23 protein-coding genes and 1 other RNA gene are annotated in these 23,600 nt (G+C 47.5%); all 24 read right to left on the reverse strand.

What is annotated here, in order from left to right; all coding sequences use genetic code 11:
* Window positions 1–40: 40 nt before the first annotated feature.
* Window positions 41–1,087: an AI-2E family transporter gene (locus tag AXX12_RS07135; RefSeq protein WP_231881835.1), complete on the reverse strand. Its 1,047-nt coding sequence runs from the start codon at window positions 1,085–1,087 to the stop codon at window positions 41–43.
* Window positions 1,088–1,150: 63 nt separating this feature from the next.
* Window positions 1,151–1,354, reverse strand: coding sequence for a hypothetical protein (locus tag AXX12_RS07140; protein ID WP_066240086.1), 204 nt, complete (start codon window positions 1,352–1,354; stop codon window positions 1,151–1,153).
* Window positions 1,355–1,380: 26 nt separating this feature from the next.
* Window positions 1,381–1,563: a hypothetical protein gene (locus AXX12_RS07145; RefSeq protein ID WP_066240088.1), complete on the reverse strand. Its 183-nt coding sequence runs from the start codon at window positions 1,561–1,563 to the stop codon at window positions 1,381–1,383.
* Between the two features lie 26 nt (window positions 1,564–1,589).
* Window positions 1,590–2,087, reverse strand: coding sequence for a PRC-barrel domain-containing protein (locus AXX12_RS07150; protein WP_066240090.1), 498 nt, complete (start codon window positions 2,085–2,087; stop codon window positions 1,590–1,592).
* Between the two features lie 121 nt (window positions 2,088–2,208).
* The gene (gene mnmA / locus AXX12_RS07155; protein ID WP_066240092.1) at window positions 2,209–3,303 is read right to left on the reverse strand and encodes a tRNA 2-thiouridine(34) synthase MnmA; all 1,095 of its coding nucleotides are present in this window, start codon (window positions 3,301–3,303) and stop codon (window positions 2,209–2,211) included.
* A 25-nt stretch (window positions 3,304–3,328) separates the two neighbouring features.
* Window positions 3,329–3,697, reverse strand: a complete 369-nt coding sequence (gene nifU / locus AXX12_RS07160) for a Fe-S cluster assembly scaffold protein NifU (protein WP_066240094.1) — start codon at window positions 3,695–3,697, stop codon at window positions 3,329–3,331.
* A 30-nt stretch (window positions 3,698–3,727) separates the two neighbouring features.
* Complete coding sequence (nifS, locus tag AXX12_RS07165) at window positions 3,728–4,939, reverse strand: cysteine desulfurase NifS (protein ID WP_066240097.1); 1,212 nt, start codon at window positions 4,937–4,939, stop codon at window positions 3,728–3,730.
* Window positions 4,940–4,950: 11 nt separating this feature from the next.
* On the reverse strand, window positions 4,951–5,382 hold the full coding sequence (locus tag AXX12_RS07170; RefSeq protein WP_066240100.1) for an RrF2 family transcriptional regulator: 432 nt from the start codon (window positions 5,380–5,382) through the stop codon (window positions 4,951–4,953).
* A 185-nt stretch (window positions 5,383–5,567) separates the two neighbouring features.
* Window positions 5,568–6,734 carry an ABC transporter substrate-binding protein gene (locus tag AXX12_RS07175; protein ID WP_066240102.1) on the reverse strand — a complete coding sequence of 389 codons (1,167 nt, stop codon included), beginning with the start codon at window positions 6,732–6,734 and terminating at the stop codon, window positions 5,568–5,570.
* Between the two features lie 274 nt (window positions 6,735–7,008).
* Window positions 7,009–8,175: an ABC transporter substrate-binding protein gene (locus AXX12_RS07180; protein ID WP_066240104.1), complete on the reverse strand. Its 1,167-nt coding sequence runs from the start codon at window positions 8,173–8,175 to the stop codon at window positions 7,009–7,011.
* 306 nt (window positions 8,176–8,481) lie between these two features.
* The gene (locus tag AXX12_RS07185; protein WP_066240107.1) at window positions 8,482–9,780 is read right to left on the reverse strand and encodes a replication-associated recombination protein A; all 1,299 of its coding nucleotides are present in this window, start codon (window positions 9,778–9,780) and stop codon (window positions 8,482–8,484) included.
* 2 nt (window positions 9,781–9,782) lie between these two features.
* The gene (gene ltaE / locus AXX12_RS07190; RefSeq protein ID WP_066240110.1) at window positions 9,783–10,811 is read right to left on the reverse strand and encodes a low-specificity L-threonine aldolase; all 1,029 of its coding nucleotides are present in this window, start codon (window positions 10,809–10,811) and stop codon (window positions 9,783–9,785) included.
* 141 nt (window positions 10,812–10,952) lie between these two features.
* Window positions 10,953–11,129, reverse strand: a non-coding RNA gene (gene ssrS / locus AXX12_RS07195) — 6S RNA.
* 97 nt (window positions 11,130–11,226) lie between these two features.
* Window positions 11,227–13,023: an aspartate--tRNA ligase gene (gene aspS, locus AXX12_RS07200; RefSeq protein ID WP_066240113.1), complete on the reverse strand. Its 1,797-nt coding sequence runs from the start codon at window positions 13,021–13,023 to the stop codon at window positions 11,227–11,229.
* Window positions 13,023–14,300, reverse strand: coding sequence for a histidine--tRNA ligase (hisS, locus tag AXX12_RS07205; RefSeq protein WP_066240116.1), 1,278 nt, complete (start codon window positions 14,298–14,300; stop codon window positions 13,023–13,025). Before hisS ends, aspS begins: the two co-directional genes overlap by 1 nt.
* A 13-nt stretch (window positions 14,301–14,313) precedes the next feature.
* A complete protein-coding gene (hemZ, locus tag AXX12_RS07210) occupies window positions 14,314–15,810 on the reverse strand; it encodes a coproporphyrinogen dehydrogenase HemZ (RefSeq protein WP_231881828.1) in 1,497 nt (498 codons plus the stop codon).
* Window positions 15,800–16,249 carry a Fur family transcriptional regulator gene (locus AXX12_RS07215; RefSeq protein ID WP_066240119.1) on the reverse strand — a complete coding sequence of 150 codons (450 nt, stop codon included), beginning with the start codon at window positions 16,247–16,249 and terminating at the stop codon, window positions 15,800–15,802. The genes hemZ and AXX12_RS07215 overlap by 11 nt, the downstream gene beginning before the upstream one ends.
* Before the next feature lie 9 nt (window positions 16,250–16,258).
* A complete protein-coding gene (locus tag AXX12_RS07220; RefSeq protein ID WP_066240122.1) occupies window positions 16,259–17,299 on the reverse strand; it encodes an AI-2E family transporter in 1,041 nt (346 codons plus the stop codon).
* Between the two features lie 27 nt (window positions 17,300–17,326).
* Window positions 17,327–17,947 carry an MBL fold metallo-hydrolase gene (locus AXX12_RS07225; protein WP_066240124.1) on the reverse strand — a complete coding sequence of 207 codons (621 nt, stop codon included), beginning with the start codon at window positions 17,945–17,947 and terminating at the stop codon, window positions 17,327–17,329.
* A gap of 18 nt (window positions 17,948–17,965) precedes the next feature.
* Window positions 17,966–18,415: a D-aminoacyl-tRNA deacylase gene (gene dtd, locus AXX12_RS07230; protein ID WP_066240127.1), complete on the reverse strand. Its 450-nt coding sequence runs from the start codon at window positions 18,413–18,415 to the stop codon at window positions 17,966–17,968.
* The gene (locus AXX12_RS07235; RefSeq protein ID WP_066240129.1) at window positions 18,403–20,616 is read right to left on the reverse strand and encodes a RelA/SpoT family protein; all 2,214 of its coding nucleotides are present in this window, start codon (window positions 20,614–20,616) and stop codon (window positions 18,403–18,405) included. Before AXX12_RS07235 ends, dtd begins: the two co-directional genes overlap by 13 nt.
* A gap of 44 nt (window positions 20,617–20,660) precedes the next feature.
* Window positions 20,661–21,173, reverse strand: a complete 513-nt coding sequence (locus AXX12_RS07240; protein WP_066240132.1) for an adenine phosphoribosyltransferase — start codon at window positions 21,171–21,173, stop codon at window positions 20,661–20,663.
* Between the two features lie 14 nt (window positions 21,174–21,187).
* Window positions 21,188–23,200, reverse strand: a complete 2,013-nt coding sequence (recJ, locus tag AXX12_RS07245; RefSeq protein WP_066240135.1) for a single-stranded-DNA-specific exonuclease RecJ — start codon at window positions 23,198–23,200, stop codon at window positions 21,188–21,190.
* Window positions 23,190–23,570 (reverse strand): LapA family protein, encoded by a 381-nt coding sequence (locus AXX12_RS07250; protein ID WP_066240137.1) that lies wholly within the window; start codon window positions 23,568–23,570, stop codon window positions 23,190–23,192. Before AXX12_RS07250 ends, recJ begins: the two co-directional genes overlap by 11 nt.
* Window positions 23,571–23,600 lie beyond the last annotated feature (30 nt).

The raw sequence follows: 23,600 nt of genomic DNA on the forward strand, positions 1-23,600 counted from the left end.
CACATTCTTCTGGAATTATACATAATTTTTATGGGTTCTGTCAATCATTGGACAAGCTAGCCGGTCGATGAATGCATAGACGCAGTGCATGACGGAGCACCACTTTTCCCAACGCCGCCAGAGGCACGCCAAGCAGCAAGCCCGCTAAGCCGCCGACCTCGCCGCCGACCAACAAATAAAAAATAACGGTTATCGGATGGAGCCCTACCTGCTCACCCAAGATACGCGGTCCGATCACGGTACCTTCCAGTTGATGGATCGCGAAAAATAGCAATGCCACTTTTCCTGCTAGCAATGGAGAATCTAACAAAGCAATAACAATCGCTGGCGTAGCGCCAATAAACGCGCCAAAATACGGTATGACGTCAAGCGCACCAGCTAGTAGGCCAATCAGCAACGCGAAGCGGACATCAAGTATCGTTAAGCCCACGCTGACCAAGAAACCAACAATCACGGCAATCGTAACTTGGCCACGAATAACTCCGTTCAAAACCTTGTTGATATCTTTAAGAAACAATCGCACCCCCGGCCGCCAACTGCCTGGAACACTCAAGTAAAACTTCCGTTTCATTTCATGGCTGTCATATAGAAAATAGAAGGCTAATATCGGACTAGTAACGATGCCAACACCATGACTAACTAAGTTTAGCAGTGTATCAACAATACCTGAGACTGTATTTTGCAACATCATCTCCACTTGTGCTAATCCGTTATCAAAAGCCAACCGCAATGAATATGGCATAGTCGTATTTTGATATTGAGACTGCGCCGATTGAATTAAACTGTCGCCATGAGTGATTAGCGTCGGCAATTCGCGAGCGAATACTTCTAATTCCCGGATCAAGACAGGCACTAAATAGCTAGTGCTAATGATCAGGGTGCTGAGAAGACAAATATAAATAACGATGATTGCCCAAAGGCGGGGCATCTTTCTGCGTTCTAGGTAGCATACCGCTGGATTCAACAGAAAAGCCATAAGAAAAGCAATGACAAAAGGATATAAACTTGCTCTTACCCACCAGAGGAAATACGCCGTTGCTAGAGCTGCTATTATAAGTACTGCGATGCGAACTGCACGCTGAACCATCACAATATGTACACCTCAGAGTGGAAAAACCGGAGGCCAACGGCCCCCGGTTTTTACCGGTATTTAGCGGAAATTCTTCATCAAACGTTTTCGGGTCCGGCGTGCTTCTTTCATCAAATCTTGCGTTGAACCCATAAAAGATTCACGGACAGCATCAACTCCACGCTCAATAAGTGGTTTCCGATGTCGCCGCATCATTGGAACCATGACAGCGCCAATCATACTGCCTACGACGCCTCCCCAGACTAATCCTCGCCAAAAATTCATACTGCAACACTCCTTTGCACGGCTGTTTATTGAACGACTTCTTGCAACGGAGCCTCATGGGCGGTTAGAGAACCGTCCACTTCGACGTCAAAAATTTCGACGTCTCCTTTGTCGCTGACGCTAAATTCTACGCAACAATCCCAACAATAGAATTGACCGGAGGCAACCTTGCCAACCGCTTTGCGTCCGCAAACAGGACAAACGAACATGCATTACACCTCGCGAAACCGAATTCTCACTCGCTGTGCAGTAGTTGAGACATAGCTTCCGGCACTAACAGCCGATTTGAGTGAACTATCTGTGCCTGTGGTAGCGGCATGGCCTTACGGCCAAACAGAAAATCAGAAACTATTCCGTCAGAAAGCTCATACCCTGTTAGTTCCCCTGTTTGCGGCTGAAAGAAAATGTCGGCCAACATGCCTAGATATAGACCGGTTTCCGTATAGATGGTTTTACCGGCCAATTCCTGAACCCGGAAGCAACCTTCCAGATCAAGCAGTGCAATCGGTTGCAGGCAACTTGCATCTCTTAGCATGATGGCGTCAGTTCCCGTTCGGAAGATATCGCCAAATATAATGCTACGACACTCAGAAAACCAGGCTTCCGCACTGACTAGTAAGCCGCAAATCGTTGCTTTGCTAATATCAACTACCAAATCTTGAACTTCGCCAATTTGTTTGCCATCATCTAACGATAATACCGGCAGACCGATCAATTCCGTGATCCTGTACATATTGGCCTCCGTTCAGATTTACTGTTAGTATAACCAACTTTGCGCGGTGTTATTTCCTATTCGTTTTCTTTTTGCTTAAAATCGCCAATCTATGCTGCGCGTAATTCTCAGCGTTTCCCGATCAGCGAATCGCAGTCTGAATAATGCCACCGCCAATCACCGTGTCACCGTCGTAGAATACAACTGATTGGCCGGGAGTGATCGCTCGTTGCGGCGAATCGAAGACAACGTGCACCTTGCCGTCAGAAAGCGGCAAAAGCGTCGCCTCTGCCTCACGAGCGCTGTAGCGAATTTTCGCCTTGACGGTTATGCTTTCTGTAAGTTCATCAATCATAATCCAGTTCAGATCATCGGCAATCAATTCTCGTGCAAAAACATCACGATCATCGCCGACCAAGAGTTCGTTTTTGGCATAATCAAGTGCAACAACGTACAGCGGGTGTCCGGCAGCTAGCCCTAGACCTTTACGCTGTCCCACCGTATATAGCGGCAAACCAGCGTGACGTCCGATAATCTTTCCAGTTGTATCAATAATGTCGCCTGGTTTTAAGCTTTCCGGCGCGTGATCACCGAGATAACGCTTATAATCATTATCAGGAATAAAACAGATCTCCTGACTGTCAGGCTTGTCCGCCACAGCGAGATCGAATTCCCGGGCCAACTGTCGTGTTTCAGTTTTCGCATAATCTCCTAACGGCATGAGAAAATGCTGAAGCGTCTTCTGATTAAGATGGTATAGCGCATATGATTGGTCTTTGCTTGTATCGACACCCTTTTTTAGCAGATGCCGGCCGAGTACTTCGTCATAGACGATACGTGCATAATGCCCAGTCGCTACATACTGAGCCCCTAGCTGCTTGGCTTTTTCCAGCAGTCCAGCAAACTTGACATAGCGGTTACAAGCGATACAAGGGTTCGGCGTCCTGCCACCAGCATATTCCTTGACGAAATAGTCAATAACCGTTTCCTGGAACATCTGCCTGAAGTTCAGGACATAGTATGGTATGCCTAGTTTGTCCGCCACTCGCCGCGCATCCTCTACTGCGGAAAGCGAACAGCAACCGCGGCTATCAGGGTCGATCTCGGTTAAATCGTCGTCCCAAAGCCGCATAGTCGCGCCAATGCAATCATAGCCCTGATGAACGAGAAGGGCGGCAGTTAGAGAACTGTCCACCCCGCCGCTCATGGCTACTACTACTCTTTGTTTGTCAGCCATATATTTCAATCCCTTATCTTACGTCTTACTTGTGTTTTTCGTGATAGTCGCGAATTGCCTCATGCAACGCATCAGCTGCAAGGTTGGAACAATGCATCTTCGCTGGCGGTAGCCCATCAAGTGCCTCAGCGACTGCTTGATTGGAAATTTCCAGTGCTTCTTCAATCGTTTTGCCTTTGACCATTTCAGTCACCATACTACTCGTTGCAATCGCTGCTCCGCAGCCAAAAGTCTTGAACTTCACGTCGGTTATGATGTTGTTTTCAACCTGCAGATAGATTCTCATGATATCGCCGCATTTAGCATTTCCAACCTCGCCAACGCCGTCTGCTTGTTTGATCTCGCCCACATTGCGGGGGTTGGTGAAATGATCCATTACTTTATCGGTATACATAGTTTTTCTCTCCCATTTAATAATTTTCAGTTATTCATGCCGATGACAAGTACTGCAAGGATTAGAAACTTGTTCTGACGCCGCTGCTCCATAAAGCGGTGACATGCTGCGCAGACGCGCAACAATCTCAGGCAGAACTTCGAGAAGATAGTCGACCTCCTCTTCCGTATTGCCCAGTCCCATGGTAATACGTAATGATCCGTGAGCCACTTCATGTGTCAGCCCCATCGCCAAAAGCACATGCGAGGGGTCAAGCGACCCCGAAGTGCAGGCTGAACCGCTCGAAGCAGCAATCCCCTTCAGGTCAAGGTTCAGCAACAGTGATTCACCTTCGATGAAATGAAAACTAAAATTAACGCTGCCTGGCATACGCTGAGTGGGATGACCATTCAACTGCGTATGGGGAATGGTCGCGAGCACCTGACTAATTAGCTTATCGCGCAATCCCTGCAAGTGAGCGATTTGCTCATTCATATCTCGCTTAGCAATTTCCGCTGCCTTGCCAATTGCCACTATGCCTGGCACATTTTCCGTGCCTGCCCGCATATTCCGTTCGTGAGCGCCGCCTTGCTGCAAAGATTCAAGGCGTACACCGCGCCGAGCATACAAAGCGCCAACTCCCTTAGGAGCGTTAAACTTATGACCAGCCATAGTCAACAGATCGATGTTGTCCTCTTTTACATTAATCGGGTAATGACCGACCGCTTGCGTCGCGTCTGTGTGAAAGAATATCTTTTTCTCTCGCGCCAGTTTGCCAATTTCACGGATAGGTTGAATTGTTCCCACTTCGTTATTCGCAAACATGATGCTGATAAGAATTGTCTGGTCTGTTATTGCGTTCCTCACATCGTCGACAGATACCATACCATATTGGTCGACCGGAAGATAAGTAATTTGGAAACCTTGGTTGGCTAAGTATTCACAAGTGTGTAAAATCGCGTGATGCTCGATTGCGCTAGTAATGATATGATTGCCTTTCTTGCGATTAGCGTAAGCAATACCTTTAAGAGCTAAGTTGTCTGATTCAGTGCCGCCACTGGTAAAGAAAATTTCGTTCGGCTCGGCACCAATCAAGTCAGCCACTTTTGCGCGCGCCTCATCGACAGCCTTGCGCGTTTCGCGACCGAAGGAGTGGACGCTTGAAGGATTGCCGAACTTATCGGTCAGGTATTCCATCATCGTAGCGACGACTTCAGGGTGTACTGGTGTTGTAGCAGAATGGTCAAAATAAATTCTTTTCATACCTTCATCCCCTATTCTTTAATTGGGTCTTCCCCTTGGCACAAGTCCGCGAGGGTAATGGAATCAAGAACCGAGCTGATGCTATCACGTACTTTCGCCCAGACATTTCTGGTAACACAGGCGCAAGCGCGTTCACAATACTCATTGTCAACTGCGTCAGACAGTAAACAATCTACAGGAGCGATAGGGCCTTCCATGATGCGGATAATGTCGCCAACAGAAATGGCGGTGGGCTCTTTGGTTAACGTATAGCCTCCCTGAGCACCACGGACACTTTTGACAAATCCAGCTTTTCGTAGTGTACCCATAAGCTGTTCTAGGTAGTGTTCAGATATTCCCTGCCGTTGCGCCACGCTTTTTAGCGAGATAGGCCCTTGGCCGTGATGCAGGGCTAAGTCATACATAGCCGCTACCCCATAACGACCCTTTGTTGAAAGTTTCATAGTCTTCCCGCCTTTTCCGACTATAACGATAGGATTTATTATATATAAAATATAGCAAAAAAATTAACGCCTGTAAAGTAATTCCCAGCAAAATATATGACATTATTATTGTGTGAATTTGTTAGAGAGTTATGCGCAAAAAAACTGAGCCCGCCAGTTGTTGGCGGACCCAGAGTCATTAATAATTATGGATTAACTTTTGTCCGGAAGGTTTGTTTGCCGTCTTTCATTTCAATGATGACAGCACTCTTGATCGGGTCATGATTGGCGTCCATAGAAAGCATACCGGTCACAACTTGCAGGTTTTTGGTCTGGGCCAATGCTTCTTTGATCTTTGCCGGCTCAGTGCTGTTGGCGCGTTTGATCGCGTCAATCATCATCAAAGCACCGTCATAACCGAGAACAGCGAGAGCATCTGGATCTTGGTTATATTCTTTTTTATAGGCTTCAACGAACTTAACAACCCGAGGATCTTTGTCTTGGGCAGAATAATGGTTGCTGAAGAACGTATTGGCTAACGCAGCAGCGCCAGCAATCTCAGGCAATTTGGGTGAATCCCAGCCGTCAGTTCCCAGCATTGGAATCATTATGCCAAGCTCGCGCGCTTGTTTGATAATTTTGCTTGCTTCTTCATAGTAAGCCGGAATGTAGATGACGTCTGGATTCGTTGCTTTAATCTTGGTCAAAGCAGATTTGAAGTCTTGGTCTTTTTGCAGGAAAGCTTCTGTAGCTAGAACTTTGCCGCCGTTTTTCGTAAAGTTATCTCCAAATACTTGGGCTAACCCTTTAGAATAGTCGGATGAGCTATCAACATAGAGAACGGCTGTTTTGGCTTTAAGGTCCTTACTGGCAAAGTTAGCCATAATTGCACCTTGGAATGGGTCAATAAAGCACGAACGGAAGATATAGTCTTTGACTTTACCGTTTTCAACTGTAATCTTTGTGTTGGTACCAGTTGGAGTTAATAAAGGAATCTTGCTGTCGGTCGCAACAGGCACTGAGGCCAAAACGTTCGCGCTGGCCGCCGGTCCGATAAGAGCAACCACTTTGTCTTGGGAAATCAGTTTCGTCGCCGCATTCGCGGATTCAGCCGGCTCAGATTTATTGTCGGCGATAATTAATGTAAGTTGTTTACCTAATACACCACCGGCCGCGTTCGCTTCTTTAAAAGCGAGTTTTATGCCATTGGCAGCAGATTGGCCATATTGCGCGACACCGCCAGTCATTTCAAAGTTGCCACCAATTTTAATCTCTTTCGACTCCGTTTTGGTCTCTGCTTTTCCACCGCAACCAGCCGCGAAGACCATCGTCAAAACCGTAGCCGCAACTGTTGCCACTTTCCAATTACCCATGTTTACTCCCCCTGCCTCTTGATTTGTTCTGTGTATTTAATTTTCCATTCGCACACCTGAACAACCTAGCACTTACTACTCTTTCTTTAATCGTATTTCCCATTAGCACATTAGTCTCTTCAGTACGTATATATTGTTAATATTTTGTATAATGTACATTATATATGCCTATTGATAATGTGTCAATCGTATATTTATCTTACTACAGTAACACACTGCTTTTGCACAAAAAATAAGCCCGCCGAGTACGGCGGGCTTATTTACTAATTACGGATTACGGATTAACTTTTGTCCGGAAAGTTTGTTTGCCTTCTTTCATTTCAATGATAACAGCACTCTTGATCGGATCATGATTGGCGTCCATTGAAAGTATGCCGGTAACAACCTGCAGATTCTTGATTTGCGCCAGAGCCTCTTTAATCTTAACAGGTTCTGTGCTATTGGCGCGTTTGATCGCGTCAATCATCATTAAACCGCCATCATAACCAAGCACAGCAAATGCGTCCGGCTCTTGGCCATACTCTTTTTTATACGACTCGACAAACTTCGCAACGCGCGGGTCTTTATCCTGTGACGAATAGTGATTAGTGAAGAACGTATTAGTGAGAGCCGCAGCCCCGGCTATTTCAACCAGCTTCGGCGAATCCCAGCCATCGCTTCCAAGCATAGGAACGCTTAGGCCAAGCTCACGAGCCTGCTTAATAATTTTGCTAACTTCTTCATAATAGGCTGGAATGTAGACAACTTCAGGATTAGTGGCTTTGATTTTAGTAAGAGCAGATTTAAAGTCTTGGTCTTTTTGCAGGAAGGCTTCTTTGGCTACAATTTTGCCGCCATTTTTAGTAAAATACTGTTCAAATACCTGCGCCAGCGCTTTCGAATAGTCAGAAGAGCTATCTACGTAGATCGCGGCAGTTTTCGCTTTTAGGTCATTGCTAGCAAAGTTTGCCATGATGGTCCCTTGGAAGGGATCAATGAAGCAAACGCGGAAGGCATAGTCTTTTACCTTGCCATTTTCCACTGTAACTTTAGGATTGGTACCGGTTGGAGTCAAAAGAGGAATCTTATGCTCAGAAGCCACCGGTATCGAGGCGAGCACGTTGCCGCTAGCAGCTGGACCGACAATAGCGACTACCTTATCTTGAGAGATGAGTTTGGTTGTTGCATTAGCGGCTTCAGCCGGTTCGGATTTATTGTCTGCGATCACGAAGTTGATCTGTTTGCCCAGAACACCGCCGGCAGCATTTACTTCCTTGAAAGCAAGTTTTACACCGTTGGCTGCGGATTGGCCATATTGCGCAACCCCGCCAGTCATTTCAAAGTTACCGCCAATTTTGATGTCTTTGGATTCAGTTTTAGTTTCTGTTTTCCCGCCGCAACCGGCCGCAAAGACCATGGCCAAAACCGTCGCTGCGACTGCTGCCACTTTCCAATTTCGCATGACTAATCCCCCTACCTCTAGTTCATTTAGTAGTCCGATGCTGTTGAAATTCCTCGCTTCCAGAATGCGTTCCGCCTAAGACTTTTTGATCATTTATGATCACCTGTAAAGCACACACATCCATTGCACGAAAACACACACTCAGCATTTTGTATACAATCTATTATATCTGCCCATAGAGAATGTGTCAATCGACTAAAATTAACTTTTCCCTACCGCTCTATGCCTATTATTTGATTACAATAACTTTATATGTTCATCTACAAAAGACACACGTTCGTTTTTAATAGACAACAAGAGCTATCCTCATTTATGTTCCATACGCTTCTTAATTGTCGCCTCATATCCCTGGTCAGTTGGGTGATAGTATTCCACTTCAAGCAGCTTGTCCGGCAGATACTGCTGTTTAACCCACGCTCCAGGAAAGTCGTGTGGATACAAATAGCCCTTTCCATGTCCGAGCGCTGAAGCTCCTTTATAATGAGCATCGCGCAGATGTGCAGGCGGTGGTCCGCAATCCTTGCTCCTGACATCGGCAAGCGCCTGGCCAATAGCCAACGTAGACGCATTGCTCTTGGGCGCAGTAGCAAGATAGGTCACAGCCTGAGCCAAAATCAAAGAGGCTTCCGGCATGCCGACAAATTGCACAGCCTGAGCCGCAGCACTTGCGACAACCAGCGCCTGCGGGTCGGCGTTGCCTATATCCTCGGCTGAGCAAATGACTATGCGTCTGGCAATGAACTTCACGTCTTCACCAGCTGCTAACATACGGGCCAAATAGTGCAAAGCCGCGTCCGGGTCAGACCCGCGCATGCTCTTGATTAAAGCAGAGGCAACATCATAATGATTATCTCCCTGCTTGTCATAACGTTGGATCACATCGCCAGCAACCAACTCGACGGCATCTGCTGTCAGATTCTGTGACTGACCGAGCGACATAGCCGTCTGCTCCAGTAGATTCAAGGCTACCCGTGCATCGCCGCCTGCAACTGACGCAATGAGGCTTAGAGCATCATCTTGCCAAGTCAGTTCCATCGCGCCGAGTCCCCTCTCCCGGTCAGTTAGCGCTTGACGGAGAACCGCAGTCACATCTTCGGCTGACAACAGTTCCAGGCGGATTATTCTCGCACGCGACAAAAGCGGTGCATTGACCTCGAAATACGGATTTTCTGTCGTCGCTCCGATCAGGGTCACTGTCCCGTTTTCAACGTGTGGCAGCAGTGCGTCTTGCTGCGTTTTATTAAAACGGTGGATTTCATCAATAAAGAGAATCGTTGCTTTGCGGTAGAGGGTCAAGCGTTCCCGTGAAGCCTCGACCACCTTGCGGATGTCAGCAATACCGGCAGTTACTGCATTCAACTTTTCAAAGTGAGCGCCTGTTTTGCCGGCGATCAGCAGTGCCAGAGTTGTTTTGCCGGTTCCTGGCGGGCCAAATAAAATGACCGAAGGCACAGTATCGGCCTCAATCATGCGGCGAAGAAACTTACCTGACGCAATGACGGCGTTCTGGCCCAAAAACTCATGAAAATCGCGAGGACGCATTCGGTCGGCCAAGGGTGCGTTCCGGCTTGCTTCCGCAGTAGCTGCGTGACTAAATAAGTCCATGGCTATTTAGCAAGCTCGGCCAGAACCGAGATGGCATAGTCCACATCATCACGCGATATCCCCTGATGTGTCACCATCCGGACTTTCGCAGCGCCGAATTGATTGGCCTTGACACCTCGCGCGTTTAGGTCTCGGACAAATTGTTCTATGTGTAGAGTCAGAGGTGAAACGTCAAATATTACGATATTGGTCTCTACTGTCGTCAAATCGATGCCAAAGCCGCAATTGGCAATGGCTTCAGCCAGATAGGCTGCATTGCCATGATCTTCAGCAAGCCTGTCAATCATCTGAGTCAGCGCCACTATACCAGCAGCAGCTAGCACGCCAGCTTGGCGCATGCCGCCACCGAGCATTTTGCGATAGCGTCTGGCCCGATCAATAAAATCGCGCCTGCCGACTAGCAGGGAGCCTACTGGCGCGCAGAGCCCCTTTGAGACACAAAACTGGATCGAATCTGCGTATTGGGCAATGTCGCGAGCCGTTGTCTTCTGGGCTGTTGCGGCATTAAAAAGGCGCGCTCCATCCATGTGAATCGCTATTTTTCTCTGTTTAGCCAATTCATGGATATCCTGCAAGATAGGCAAAGAATAACAGGTACCACCAGCGCGATTATGGGTGTTTTCCAGACAAATCAACGTGGTCGGTGGTTGATGGATATCATCGGCGCGAATGGCGGGCGCAATAGCGGCAGCTGTCAAAATACCGCGCGGAGCAGCGATTGTCCGTGGTTGCACGCCAGCCAGAGTCACCAAACCGCCAACTTCATAATAATATACATGCGCCTCAGCCTCGCAGATCACCTCATCACCTTTCTTGGTGTGAGTAAGTATTGCAACTTGGTTGCCCATGGTACCGCTGGGCATGAAGAGCCCTGCTTCCTTGCCAGTTATATCGGCTGCCAGTTCTTCCAAGGCGCGAATACTGGGATCTTCGCGATAGACATCATCGCCGACTTCAGCTTTATACATAGCTTCACGCATGGCTGGCGTCGGTAAAGTAACGGTATCGCTGCGGAAATCCACTGTTCTCATGAGGACTCAACTCCTGTCTATATTGCAGCGCAGAGACTGCGGATAAGATATAGTATTACATTCGCTCTTAGCAAAAAATATCCTATGTAATAAAACATAAAACCGCAAGCGTCGGATTTAGCCGTGCTTGCGGTTTGTCATTTGTTCCCCACTATGCCGTTTATCACCCTTGTTTTGAACCTGCCCCTGGCAGGTGGGTGCCGCCTAACTGCTTTTACGCTCCTCGACTAGGAGGCATGCATGCCGCAATCAGAGTTAAGCTCCCATACTCAATGTGTTGGCTCAAAACATGGGTCGTTGCGCACACAGTAGGGCTTAAGGATTCGCTTCGATCTAATCTTAACAAAGAAAGGCGGTAATTGCAAGCACTGCCGAATGGGATTTTCTGGGCAAGAAAAGCGTCACAAAAGCGCGCTTATACCTCTGTCTTCTTGACAATAACCTCAGAACGAATCGATAGTTCTCTTAGCTGTTTAGGCGTAACCTCAGACGGAGCTTGACTCATTACATCGGCTGCACTCTGAGTTTTCGGGAAGGCGATAACATCACGGATAGAAGCGCGTTTAGCCATTAACATGACCAAGCGATCAAGGCCAAAGGCAATACCGCCATGGGGAGGAGTACCATATTCGAAGGCGTCCAACAGGTAGCCAAACTTATCGTAGGCCTCCTCTGGCGTCAGACCGATCGCGGTAAATACTTTTTCCTGCAATTCTCGCTGATAAATCCGGATACTGCCGCCGCCAATTTCTGTACCGTTAAGGATCATGTCATAGGCTTTTGCTTTAATCCGGCCGGGTTCTGAACCTAAGTATTGGATATCTTCATCGCGCGGCGATGTGAACGGATGGTGCATAGCAACCCAGCGTTTGTCCTCCGGATCATATTCGAACATTGGGAAATCAACCACCCAGAGGAAAGACAGCTTGTCCGGATCAATTAAATTAAGCCGACGTCCCATTTCCAACCGCAGTTGACCAAGTGCGTTGGCAACCACTGCACTCTGATCAGCGATAATCAGCAGTAAGTCGCCCTCCACCGCTCCAGCAGTCGCAGTTACGCGGGCAATAACATCTTCGGAGAAGAATTTCGTAATCGGTGATTTAATGCCTTCCGGAGTATAGCAGATCCACGCCAAACCTTTAGCCCCATACGTGGATACATAGTTAACCAAGCCATCGAGTTCACGGCGTGGAATACTCGCATATCCCTTGACGTTTATTGCCTTGATCTTGCCACCCGCATCCAGCACAGAGTCAAACACTTTGAAACCACAACCGCGCAAAGTGTCTGTCAGATCAACAAACTCCATACCGAAGCGCAGATCAGGTTTGTCCGAGCCATAGCGATCCATTGCCTGATCATAGGTTAACCGGAGCATAGGAGAAGTAATTTCAACTCCTGCCGCTTCCTTGAACAGGTATGCTACCATGTTTTCCATCATCTGTAGAATGTCTTCCCGTTCAACGAAAGACATCTCGATATCAAGCTGAGTAAACTCAGGTTGCCGATCTGCACGTAAATCCTCATCACGGAAACAGCGCACGATTTGGAAGTACTTCTCCATCCCGGCAACCATCAAAATTTGTTTAAATATCTGAGGAGATTGCGGCAATGCATAGAATTTACCTGGATTGACACGGCTTGGCACGAGATAATCACGCGCCCCCTCTGGCGAACTCTTGGTCAACATCGGGGTCTCGATTTCAATGAACCCTTGACGGTCAAAGAAGTCACGCATCGCTTTGGTGACACGATGCCTAAGAATAAGGTTTTTCTGCATCTCAGGCCGGCGTAGATCCAAATAACGATACTTCAGCCGCAATATTTCATCAACATCAACGTTGTCCTGAATATAAAACGGTGGTGTTTTAGCCTGGTTTAAGATGCGAAGTTCTTTTCCAAGAACTTCGATTTCACCTGTGCTCATATTAGGATTAACGGTGTCAACATCACGCAGCATAACTGTCCCTTGCACAGCGATAACAAACTCTGTACGAACTGATTCAGCTTTGGCAAAGGCATCCTGATCAACATCAGGCGAAAACACCACTTGCACAATTCCGGACCGATCCCGCAAATCGACGAAAATCAAGCCGCCGTGGTCACGACGTCGCGACACCCAACCACAAAGTGTAACCTGTTGCTCATGAAATCCCTTATCCAGTTCGACGCAGGAATGCGAGCGTTTTAAGCCTATCATTGTATCCATTAGCGTTTCAACTCCCCTTGCAGTTTGGCTTTCAGTAAAGCTTCTATACTATCTGGTGCGATCAATTCCTGTTCGCCTGTCAGCATATTTTTTAACATAACCTGCCCCTGCGCAGCTTCTTCTTCCCCGATCATAACGGTGAAGCGCGTCGCGAGGCGATTGGCTTGTTTGAATTGAGCCTTGAGTCCCCTGTCGAGATAATCCATGTCTGATTTGATCCCTACTTCGCGTAACCGGCAAAGCAGAGAAAAAGCAAGCGTTCGGGTTGACTCGCCAGTGCAAGCGACAAATACGTCAGTTTGCTCTGCAGCGGCTGGCAGCAGTTGTTGTTTTTCCAAAGCGAGCAAAACTCGCTCAAGGCCAATAGCAAAGCCAATACCGGGAGTTGGCTGACCACCACACTCCTCGATTAAGCCGTCATAGCGACCGCCACCACATACCGCACTCTGAGCCCCTAAAGGAGCATACTGAATCTCAAACGCGGTTTTCGTATAATAATCAAGGCCACGCACTAGCCGTGGGTTATGAATAAAATCAATGCCAGCCGCCGTCAAGAGCTGCTTCAGTCCCTCAAAATGAGTCCGACACTCCTCACATAGACAGTCGCTGACAGCTGGCGCCCCCTGAGACAGGGTTTGGCATTGTTCGACTTTGCAGTCAAGTATCCGCATAGGATTCCGGTCAAAACGGGATTGACAGTCTTCGCAAAAGTGAGGCAATGATTCCCGCAAATAATTCTGTAAGGTTGCACGGTATGTCGGTCTGCACTGTGGGCAACCGACCGAATTGACAAATAGCCTGAGTTCATTTAACCCAAGCTGACGGAAGAACTGTACAGCCATTACTATTGTTTCCGCATCTATTGCCGGTCCCGCCGCACCAATGGCTTCAATGCCGAACTGGTGGAACTGACGAAGACGCCCAGCCTGTGGCCGGTCATAACGGAACATGGGACCGATATAGAACAATTTAAGCGGCTGCGGCAGTGAATATAGCTTATTTTCGAGATAGGAGCGAACGACCGCCGCCGTATTCTCTGGGCGCAGTGTAACGCTGCGTCCTCCTCTGTCTGTAAATGTATACATTTCTTTCTGCACCACATCAGTTGTCTCGCCAATGCCGCGCAAGAAAAGTTCTGTGTGTTCAAAAATTGGCGTGCGAATCTCTCTGTAGGCATGGAGATCGCAAATAGATCGAGCGATATCTTCCACACGACACCAGTGTGGGGTCATATCTGGGAGCGCGTCCTTCGTCCCCCTGGGTCCGGTAACTTGCATAGGTGAATCCTCCTTACTTAGCGAGCGCCGCAGCCAACAAGGCATTGCGCTTTTGCAGTCGGTTAGGCAGCGTGTTGATATAGGTTGAAATATCTTTGGGTTGATAGTAATTCGTTAGTCCGCATGGTTGCACAACTTTCGTCGTAGCAGCTGGACCAATGCCCAGAATCGTCTGACGTTCCTCAATTACCTGAATGTTATATATACACTCTTTCCCCGGCAGCGAGTACCCGATATTTTCCAAGTTGCCTGCCATTCTTTTTTGTCGGTAAAGATAATATGGTAGCATTCCTAGGTTTTTCGCCGTTTGGTCTGCTAACGAAAGCATCTCTGCTGTCACTAGTGCATCCGGCGTTTCATACGCTTCAACAGACTCGCTTAAGCGAGAACCTCGCTTAAGCGCTAGGGTATGTACTGTGAGGCTGTCCGGCTTTAGCGCAGCAATCTGTCTAAGCGTGTCCGCCATGTCTTCTACGCTTTCTCCCGGCAATCCGGCAATGATGTCCATATTTATCACGGGAATGTTACACATCCGTATTTTTCCGAATACACATATTATATCTTGTACACTATGCATTCGTCCAATGAGTTTTAAAGTTTTTTGCTGCATCGTTTGCGGATTCACACTAACTCGAGTTACGCCATAATCAACCAGCAGCCTGATCTTAGCGTCATCTAAAGTGTCGGGTCGTCCGGCTTCGACGGTAAACTCGGTGGCCTCGCCGGCAAAGAGTGTCACTGTTTGCGCCAACAAGGCTTCCAGATCAGTTAGTGTTAGGCTAGTTGGAGTCCCGCCGCCAATATAGACGGTTTGAACCGATAGTCCATATCTAGTTAAAGCTTCCCTGGCTGCCGCCATATCCGCGAATAGTGCTGTTAGAAAGGCCTGCGTGGCTTCCTCCCCTGGCAAAACATAGGCTGGAAAAGAGCAATACAGACAACGAGTGGGACAAAAGGGAATGCCAATATAGATGCTAACCTTCTTCGTTAGTTCCTCCGGCCTCATCAAAAAAGGCCGCTGCCGCAGGGCTACCCCTGTTACCAGCTGCGCCTTCTCCGGTTGTAACGCAAATTCCTGTGTTAATGATTTTAAAATAGTTGCAGGTGTGCTTCCATGATCTAGCATCCGATGCACGAGTTTAGCTGGACGAACTCCGGACAGAATCCCCCACGGATTCGAAGCTTGACCAGTTATATCAATTAACAAATGATATAGATTCAATCGAACCAGCCAGCGTTTTTGGCGCAGGTCAGTACAATCGTCTGCATAATCTCGCCTAGCCGCGTAGCGCAACCCCTGTTCCGTTCGATAGAAGACCTCACAGATACTGGCAGTTCCTGTCTCTTGGGGAACGAAATGATGATAGATAAGAAACGTGTCATTAGGCAGTTGGCTAATTTCATCTGACCAGACTGCAACAGCGCTCATGGCAAACAATGCTGTCACTTGCGTTACTGCGAGTTCTTCGCCTTGTCCGGCACCGCGTAAGATATAGCGTCTATTCTTCACGCTTCTCACGACACTCCTGACAATAGCCAAAGAACTTCACATGATGATCAACAATTTCAAAATTGTTCTTGCGAGCGATGCTTCCTTCAAGCGCCTCCAACAAATCATCATCACATTCTCTAACTTTACCGCAAGTCAGACAGATCAAGTGATGGTGGTGGTGAGCCTCGTTCGACGTATTGATCTCGTAGCGATTACGTCCGTCCCCGAAATCAATCTTTTGTAAAAAGTCCAGTTCACTAAGGAGTTCAAGCGTCCGATATACTGTAGCCAATCCGATTTCAGTTGAATCACGCCGCACGATATCAAACACGTCTTCCGCGCTAAGGTGCTGACCCGGATGGTCAAAAAACGTCTGCAAAATCAGTTGACGCTGCGTCGTTAATTTGTACTGCTTTTCACGGAAAATTTGCTTAACATCTTTTAGGTTGACAGTCATGGAGATCACCTAACTTTCCTGGTAATGCCAGAGATGCTTGTATAAAACTTTCAGAATGGCGACAGCCGGTACGGCCACGATCATCCCGATAACACCAGATAGATGTGCACCAATCAATAAACTGATGATCACTGTCACAGGATGCAATTCTAGAGTATGCTTCATAATATTGGGAACCAAAACATTGTTCTCGAGTTGATGAATCACAAGGTAAAATGCTAACACCTTTAGCGCTAACGATGGTGAGTCCAAAAGCGCCAGCAGGAGAGCGGGTATAGCACCGATAATCGGTCCGATAACCGGAATGGCCTCAGTTAGCGCAGCGATTAACCCTAACACCAGCGGATAGTCGACGTTGAGGGTCAGCATGCCGAGGAACACAAGCACTCCCATAGCCACGCTGACCAGTAATTGACCGTGGATATAGCCACCAACTACAAGCCCTGCTTCATCAACAATCATTCTGGTTTTTTTATGTGCAATCGCCGGGAATGCTTTGACAAAATTATCCCGCATCATCGGCCAATCTTTAAGAAAATAAAACGCCAACACAGGAACAACGATCAATTCTACGACTTGCCCGGCAAACCCCACGATTGAATTAATCAATCGACGGGCAATATCCAGTGAGTATGCCGCCGCATTTGACAGATTGTTATCAATCATCAGGCGAACATTTTCCGGCAAGTTTGCCCACTGTGCCGAAGCGCCAAGCGAAAACGTCAGTTGCTTGACTTGATCGACCAGTTTCGGCAGATTGACAATAAACTGGTTAAATTCGCCGACAAAAGGCATGAAGATATAGGAGATGACCATCGATATCACTACGCCTGCAACTAGAAAAGCCAGCAAGATAGCCACTTCTATCGGAAGCGTGCGCGTTCTAGGCCATAACCGAATTTTGCGGAACAAACGAACAAGCGGGTGCAGAATAAACGCAAGTACGGTGGCCAAAAGCAGCGGCAAAAATATCGCAGAAGCTTGCCACAACATGTAAAACAGCAATAGAACAGCCGCTAAACGAAGCCAGCCTGAACGCGATAGAGGCATTCTAGCCTCTCCTTTCGATACTTACTTTTATTGAATAAACGGATTCATCTTTCGTTCCCAGCCAATCGTCGTTTCGGGACCATGTCCAGGATAGACGATATAATCATCTGGCAAAATCAAAAGTTTTTGACGAATGTGCTGAATCAGCTGGCTGTAAGAGCCACCAGGAAAATCTGTACGGCCAATCGACTCGGCGAAAAGTGTATCCCCGCTAAATACCACTCCGTCGCCTTTGAGACAAATCCCCCCCGGCGTGTGCCCGGGCGTTTCGAGTACAGTCAGCGATTCAGTCCCAAATTTGATGATGTCCCCTTCCTTAATTGTCCGGTCAGCTGGTTCACAAGTAATTCCAGGCCCCATATAAGTTGATAAATTACGCAAACTAGAGGTTAGCATATCCGCGTCAGCGTTATGAATCAAGACAGGTGCACAAGTTGCTTGTTTAATTTTGGCCACTGCGCCGATGTGATCGGCATGGCCATGAGTGTTAATGATATATTTTACAATTAGTTCTTCGCCGCCGACCTGAGCCATGATCGAAGCGGCATCGCCACCCGGGTCGATAATGACTGCCTCCTTTGTCTGATCACACCAAACAATATAACAATTCGTTCCCAAAGCGCCTACTTCAAGTTTGATGATTTGCATATATAGCCTCCTACGCGATTAAAAAATTCGTTTGCTATCTAGCAGCATGGTCACCGGTCCGTCGTTTTCCAGGCTAACCAGCATATGTGCCTGAAATTGTCCACAGGCAACCGCAACGCCGTAAGCGCGAACCGAGTCGACAAATACCTCGTATAAACGTTTGGCTTCTTCAGGTTGCGCTGCTTGGTCAAATCCAGGTCTACGGCCCTTACGACAGTCTCCGTACAGTGTAAATTGTGATATTGCCATCAGCTCGCCACCAATATCAAGCAGAGATAAATTCATTTTACCGTTCTGATCCGGGAAGATGCGCAGATGAACCATTTTTTCGGCCAAATACTTCGCATCTTGGTCGGTGTCGTCACTACCGACTCCGATTAGAGCCGTCAAACCGGGGCCGATCGCTGAGATTTCTTTTCCATCTACGGAAACACTCGAGTTAACGGTTCGCTGTACTACAGATCGCACGCCGCTCCTCCTGCATTACTTGCCGCCCGGTGAACACTAGACACGTCACGAATGCGGCGCATTTTCGTCATTACTTGCTCTAGTTGGCTTAAACTGCTGATCTCCAAACATAGGTTAATGGAAGAGACTTTATTTTTCAGTGCTTTGGCATTAACTGAACTGACATTGAGTTTGATTTCCGCAGCTACCATCATAATCTCGGTAAGCATACCGGGACGATCCATCGCACTAATCTCGATCATGACTTTGTACACACTGTCAGTCGCCACGTCCCAGCTTACTTCGATAATCCGCTCGTAACCTTCTTCATCGTGTACAATATTCGTACAATCCGAACGATGGACGGAAACCCCGCGGCCGCGAGTAATATAGCCGATGACTGAGTCACCTGGCACCGGATTGCAGCAGCGGGCTAGCTTAACCAGGAGGCCAGACTCGCCTTTTACTAATATGCCATGACTGACTTTGCTCTGAGTTGGACGCTTCGGTTTTAGGTCAGCCAGCAGCTTTGAAATATCAGGGGGGGTTGACCCCTTTACTTCCTTCTTATATGCCTCGATCAGCTTCAGCATCACACCATGTGCTGTAATACCACCATAGCCAAGAGTCGCAAAAAGGTCTTCTTCATTAGGGATATTCAGCTTTTTGGCACATTCAATCAACCGATCGCCTTTGATTAGTTCTTTTAAGTCATAGCCAAGTTTCTTGCTATCCCGCTCTAACAATTCTCGCCCTTTGATGATGTTTTCTTCGCGCTTTTCTTTTTTAAACCACTGTCTGATCTTATTGCGGGTTTCAGACGAACCAACAATGTTCAGCCAGTCACGACTGGGCCCAGACTGTTTGGAAGTCATAATCTCAACAATATCGCCATTAGATAGTTTGTTCTCAAGAGGAACAATCTTTCCATTGACTCTGGCGCCAACACAGCGGTGACCTACATCGGTATGTATACGATAAGCAAAATCAATGGGAATGGAGCCTGCGGGTAAATCGATTACATCACCCTTCGGCGTAAAGACAAAAACTTCGTCTGAGAATACGTCTAATTTCAGAGTTTCCATGAACTCGCGCGGATCACGTAAATCTTGCTGCCAATCAAGAAGCTGCCTTAGCCAGGAAAGCTTCTGATCAAAATCCTTATCGCCTCGGGGCCCCTCTTTGTAGCGCCAATGCGCGGCGATACCATATTCTGAAGTGCGATGCATCTCCCAAGTACGGATCTGTATTTCAAGTGGCTGGCCGTGTGTGCCAATCACAGTCGTATGAAGCGACTGATACATATTGGATTTAGGCATAGCGATAAAATCTTTGAATCGCATTGGTATAGGCTTCCAGAGGGTGTGAACAATGCCTAACGCGCCATAGCAATCTTTGACTGAATCTACGACAACTCGCACTGCCGATAAATCGTAAATTTCACTCAGGTCCTTATGGTCTTTCACCATTTTCTTATAAATGCTGTAAAAATGCTTGGGTCGACCTTGTATTTCAGCCTTAATTCCGACTGATTTTAGTCGTTCGGACAGAATAGAAACTGCTTCGTTTACATTCTCGAGCCTTTCTTGCCGTTTTTGCTTAACCTTCTCAACCAATTCGTAGTATTTCTCCGGCTCGAGATAACGGAAAGACAGATCCTCTAACTCCCACTTAATGTTGGAAATGCCAAGCCGATGAGCCAGCGGAGCATATATTTCCATAGTTTCCTGGGCGATCCGTTTCTGTTTAGCCTCAGGCATATGCTTCAGAGTGCGCATATTATGCAAACGGTCTGCCAATTTAATGAGAACTACGCGGATATCTTTGGCCATAGCCAGGAACATCTTGCGATAATTCTCCAATTGTTGCTCTTCTTTGGATTTATATTCAATTCGGCTGAGCTTAGTCACGCCATCTACTAACATGGCGATTTCCCGACCGAATTCCTTTTCAATTTCATCCAGTGTAACGACTGTATCTTCTACCACGTCATGCAAAATGGCGGCGCTGATAGTAATAACATCGATTTGTAAATCGGCGAGGATTTTGGCAACCCCTAAGGGATGACAAATATATTCCTCCCCCGAAACGCGTTTTTGTCCTTGGTGAGCAGCCTCCGCGAAAGTATAGACACGACGGAGAAGATCAACCGGCGCATCGGGCTGATACGCAAGTATTTGTTTAGTTAAATCATCAATCGTCATGCTAATCGCACTCGGCATACCTTCACCTCACTTCACTGCATATCTTCCATTGTATTCCAAACCTAGTATTGCACAAGTGACTTAACTTTATAGTTATCTAGTCCGGTCCGCCCATGTAAAAATAACAGTTCAATCAAAAAGCCAAGGCCGACAACCTCGCCACCAAGCTGCTCCACCATGGAGATGACAGCTTTAGTCGTACCGCCTGTGGCTAGTAAATCGTCAACGATCAATACTTTTTGGCCTGGTAGAATCGCATCCTGATGTATTTCCAGCGCATCAACCCCGTATTCCAGGCTATACTCATGATGCAAAACCGCAGCAGGCAATTTACCTGGTTTGCGTATCGGCACAAACCCAGCCCCTAGCGCATAAGCCATTGGAGCGCCGATCACAAAGCCGCGTGCTTCTGGACCAGCAACCAGATCAATGTGTTGACCGGCAAATTCTGCGGCTAAACAGTCAACTGCCTGTCGGAATGCAGGTCCGTCTTTCAGCAGTGTCGTAATGTCCTTGAAACTGATGCCCTCAGCGGGAAAGTCGGGTATCACTCGGATTATATTTTGAAACTGCATGCAAAATGGCTCCTTTATGGTTTACTTCCTCTGGACCGATAGGTTGCAGAGGCTAAGATATCCAATTTTTCTGTTGGAGGGGGAAAGACAAGAATCTGCTGATTTTTAGCTTGCCGATGGACAGAGATGAGTCCCAGTTCCTCCAGAACGGTAATTGAGAAGGTAATTTCTGCTTCATCCATATTGATGTGGTAATGGGTGGCCAATTGGTTAGACAGTTCATACCAATCAGCTGATAACTCCGCAGGATATTTTCCGGTACTTCGACTAAGCCCCTTAAGCAATAGGTATAGTTTACCTACAGCTTGCTTGTCTGGGAGATCACACCCAGTCTTACGTACATCGATTGCTCGCATTCGCACAGAGCTTCGCCCCTGCCATTCGTGAATCTCAGGCACGAACGCAATTTCCGCCGGGCACTTGCGATCGAAGGTTGGCGCCAGTTCCCCTTTATTCCAGGCAATCACCTCACTGCTTATAGTATTCTCTCGAACCCATAAGCGCAGATGGCGATTTTCCTTGCCAAAGGCAGACGATGACTGCAGTTCAATTGGCGAACATGCTAACAGCGGACTGGGATTCCCCATGCCAAATGGTTCTAAGCAAGCCATTTGTTCAATGAGCGATGTATTCAACTCGCGCAGACTAATCATAGCATCGATATTCAATAAGGGAAAGAAATCATCAGCAGACAAGACCTTACCCGCAATTGCGTTAAGTCTTTGGGTAAAAGCAGGAATATCTTCCTGCTTTAGGCTAAGCCCCGCAGCTTGACGGTGACCGCCAAATTGCAGCAAAAGATCAGCACAACTTTGCAGTCCGGCATACATATCAAACCCAGGTATGCTACGGCAAGATCCCTTGCCGATCCCATCTCTAACACTAATGAGAACTGTTGGTCGATGATAACGTTCGACCAAACGGGAAGCCACGATGCCGATGACCCCGGAGTGCCAGTCCGAACCAGCAACTACTAATGCCTTAACCGTATCCCAATCTGTATCGTTAAGAGTTTCTTCCGCCTTCTCCAATATTTGCCGTTCTACTTCCTGACGCTCAGCGTTAGTCAGATTTAGTTCAACCGCAATTGCCTGAACCTTTTCTGTATCTAACGACGTAAGCAGTTCTACTCCGGCGGCGGCGTGATGAAGGCGACCCGAGGCATTCAAGCGAGGCGCGATGACGAAGCCAATCTTGCCGGCATCGATTGACGCACTTTGGAGGTCACATGCAGAGAGCAGTGCCTGCAATCCCAAATTTTCCGTCTGTCGCAGTCTCTCTACGCCGTACTTAACCAATAGCCGGTTTTCTCCAGTTAAGGAGACCATGTCTGCGACAGTACCGATTGCGACGATATCCAGATAATGCAAACAATCAAGGTGAGCACCCAATCGCTTTGAAAGAGCTTGACAGAATTTGAAAGCAATTCCAACCCCGGCAAGCTCCTTTTCCGGATAAGAGCAGCCCGGCTGTTTGGGATTAACAATAGCAACAGCTGTAGGCAATAACTCGGGCGGCTGATGGTGGTCGGTAATGACAATATCCAGAGCCGGAACTGCCAGCACTTCGCTACAAGCGCTTATTCCGCAGTCAACAGTTATCAACAAGCCAGTTCCTGAGCCAGCGATTTTCTCAAGCGCCTCGACATTTAATCCATAACCTTCACTCTGTCGCTCTGGTATATAATAGTTAATATTAGCACCAAGTTTACACAGTATGTTGTACAATAGCGAGGTTGCGGTAATGCCATCCACATCGTAATCGCCATATATGGTAATCTTTTCTTTGGCGTTCAACGCAGCGACAGTTCGCTCTATCGCTGCATCCATCCCTTTGAGAAGGAATGGGTCGTGAAGTCCCTCCAAGCCACCGCAGAGAAACTGTCGTGCCACGGTTTCATCAGAAATACCGCGGTTAAGCAACAGCTGCCCCACTACTGTTGAGACACCCAAACGGCTGGCCAAAGTGGCGGCCTGCTCCGGGCATGCTGTACGCAGACGCCATTTTTTCTTTGGCCTATATACCATCAGTATTCATTTCCTTATCAACGTCTTTATTTATTCCTGTAGCCGTTGGTTGGCCATTATCTCTATTGTTTTCCTTGTTCAATTCACTTGTCGGCGCTGCCAATTTCTTCTCTTCCAGCGCCTGGAGCTTTGCTTCCAACTCGCTTACTCGGCGATTAGCTTTATCAGCTACCCAACGTAAACGAATCTGAACAGGAGCAGCCAGCAGTAAAATAATCAATGCACCAACCATTGCCGAACCTAGTATGACCAACACGAGAGAGGTTTGAAGGCTCCAAACAGCAAAGCTAACCGTGACAGCAGTTGCATTTTGCAAGGCGACCACTGCTCCAAATGAAGCAAAGATCAAGGCAAATACCACAAATTTCATAATATACACTCCCGTTCAACATGTCCGATT

The organism is Anaerosporomusa subterranea (assembly GCF_001611555.1).
Lineage (GTDB): Bacteria > Bacillota > Negativicutes > Sporomusales > Acetonemataceae > Anaerosporomusa > Anaerosporomusa subterranea.

Bases quoted from the DNA above. Each gene is read 5' to 3' on its own strand.
- AXX12_RS07135 (WP_231881835.1), bottom strand. From the start codon at position 1,087: ATGGTTCAGCGTGCAGTTCGCATCGCAGTACTTATAATAGCAGCTCTA.
- AXX12_RS07140 (WP_066240086.1), bottom strand. From the start codon at position 1,354: ATGAATTTTTGGCGAGGATTAGTCTGGGGAGGCGTCGTAGGCAGTATG.
- AXX12_RS07145 (WP_066240088.1), bottom strand. From the start codon at position 1,563: ATGTTCGTTTGTCCTGTTTGCGGACGCAAAGCGGTTGGCAAGGTTGCC.
- AXX12_RS07150 (WP_066240090.1), bottom strand. From the start codon at position 2,087: ATGTACAGGATCACGGAATTGATCGGTCTGCCGGTATTATCGTTAGAT.
- mnmA (WP_066240092.1), bottom strand. From the start codon at position 3,303: ATGGCTGACAAACAAAGAGTAGTAGTAGCCATGAGCGGCGGGGTGGAC.
- nifU (WP_066240094.1), bottom strand. From the start codon at position 3,697: ATGTATACCGATAAAGTAATGGATCATTTCACCAACCCCCGCAATGTG.
- nifS (WP_066240097.1), bottom strand. From the start codon at position 4,939: ATGAAAAGAATTTATTTTGACCATTCTGCTACAACACCAGTACACCCT.
- AXX12_RS07170 (WP_066240100.1), bottom strand. From the start codon at position 5,382: ATGAAACTTTCAACAAAGGGTCGTTATGGGGTAGCGGCTATGTATGAC.
- AXX12_RS07175 (WP_066240102.1), bottom strand. From the start codon at position 6,734: ATGGGTAATTGGAAAGTGGCAACAGTTGCGGCTACGGTTTTGACGATG.
- AXX12_RS07180 (WP_066240104.1), bottom strand. From the start codon at position 8,175: ATGCGAAATTGGAAAGTGGCAGCAGTCGCAGCGACGGTTTTGGCCATG.
- AXX12_RS07185 (WP_066240107.1), bottom strand. From the start codon at position 9,780: ATGGACTTATTTAGTCACGCAGCTACTGCGGAAGCAAGCCGGAACGCA.
- ltaE (WP_066240110.1), bottom strand. From the start codon at position 10,811: ATGAGAACAGTGGATTTCCGCAGCGATACCGTTACTTTACCGACGCCA.
- aspS (WP_066240113.1), bottom strand. From the start codon at position 13,023: ATGGATACAATGATAGGCTTAAAACGCTCGCATTCCTGCGTCGAACTG.
- hisS (WP_066240116.1), bottom strand. From the start codon at position 14,300: ATGCAAGTTACCGGACCCAGGGGGACGAAGGACGCGCTCCCAGATATG.
- AXX12_RS07215 (WP_066240119.1), bottom strand. From the start codon at position 16,249: ATGACTGTCAACCTAAAAGATGTTAAGCAAATTTTCCGTGAAAAGCAG.
- AXX12_RS07220 (WP_066240122.1), bottom strand. From the start codon at position 17,299: ATGCCTCTATCGCGTTCAGGCTGGCTTCGTTTAGCGGCTGTTCTATTG.
- AXX12_RS07225 (WP_066240124.1), bottom strand. From the start codon at position 17,947: ATGCAAATCATCAAACTTGAAGTAGGCGCTTTGGGAACGAATTGTTAT.
- AXX12_RS07235 (WP_066240129.1), bottom strand. From the start codon at position 20,616: ATGCCGAGTGCGATTAGCATGACGATTGATGATTTAACTAAACAAATA.
- AXX12_RS07240 (WP_066240132.1), bottom strand. From the start codon at position 21,173: ATGCAGTTTCAAAATATAATCCGAGTGATACCCGACTTTCCCGCTGAG.
- recJ (WP_066240135.1), bottom strand. From the start codon at position 23,200: ATGGTATATAGGCCAAAGAAAAAATGGCGTCTGCGTACAGCATGCCCG.
- AXX12_RS07250 (WP_066240137.1), bottom strand. From the start codon at position 23,570: ATGAAATTTGTGGTATTTGCCTTGATCTTTGCTTCATTTGGAGCAGTG.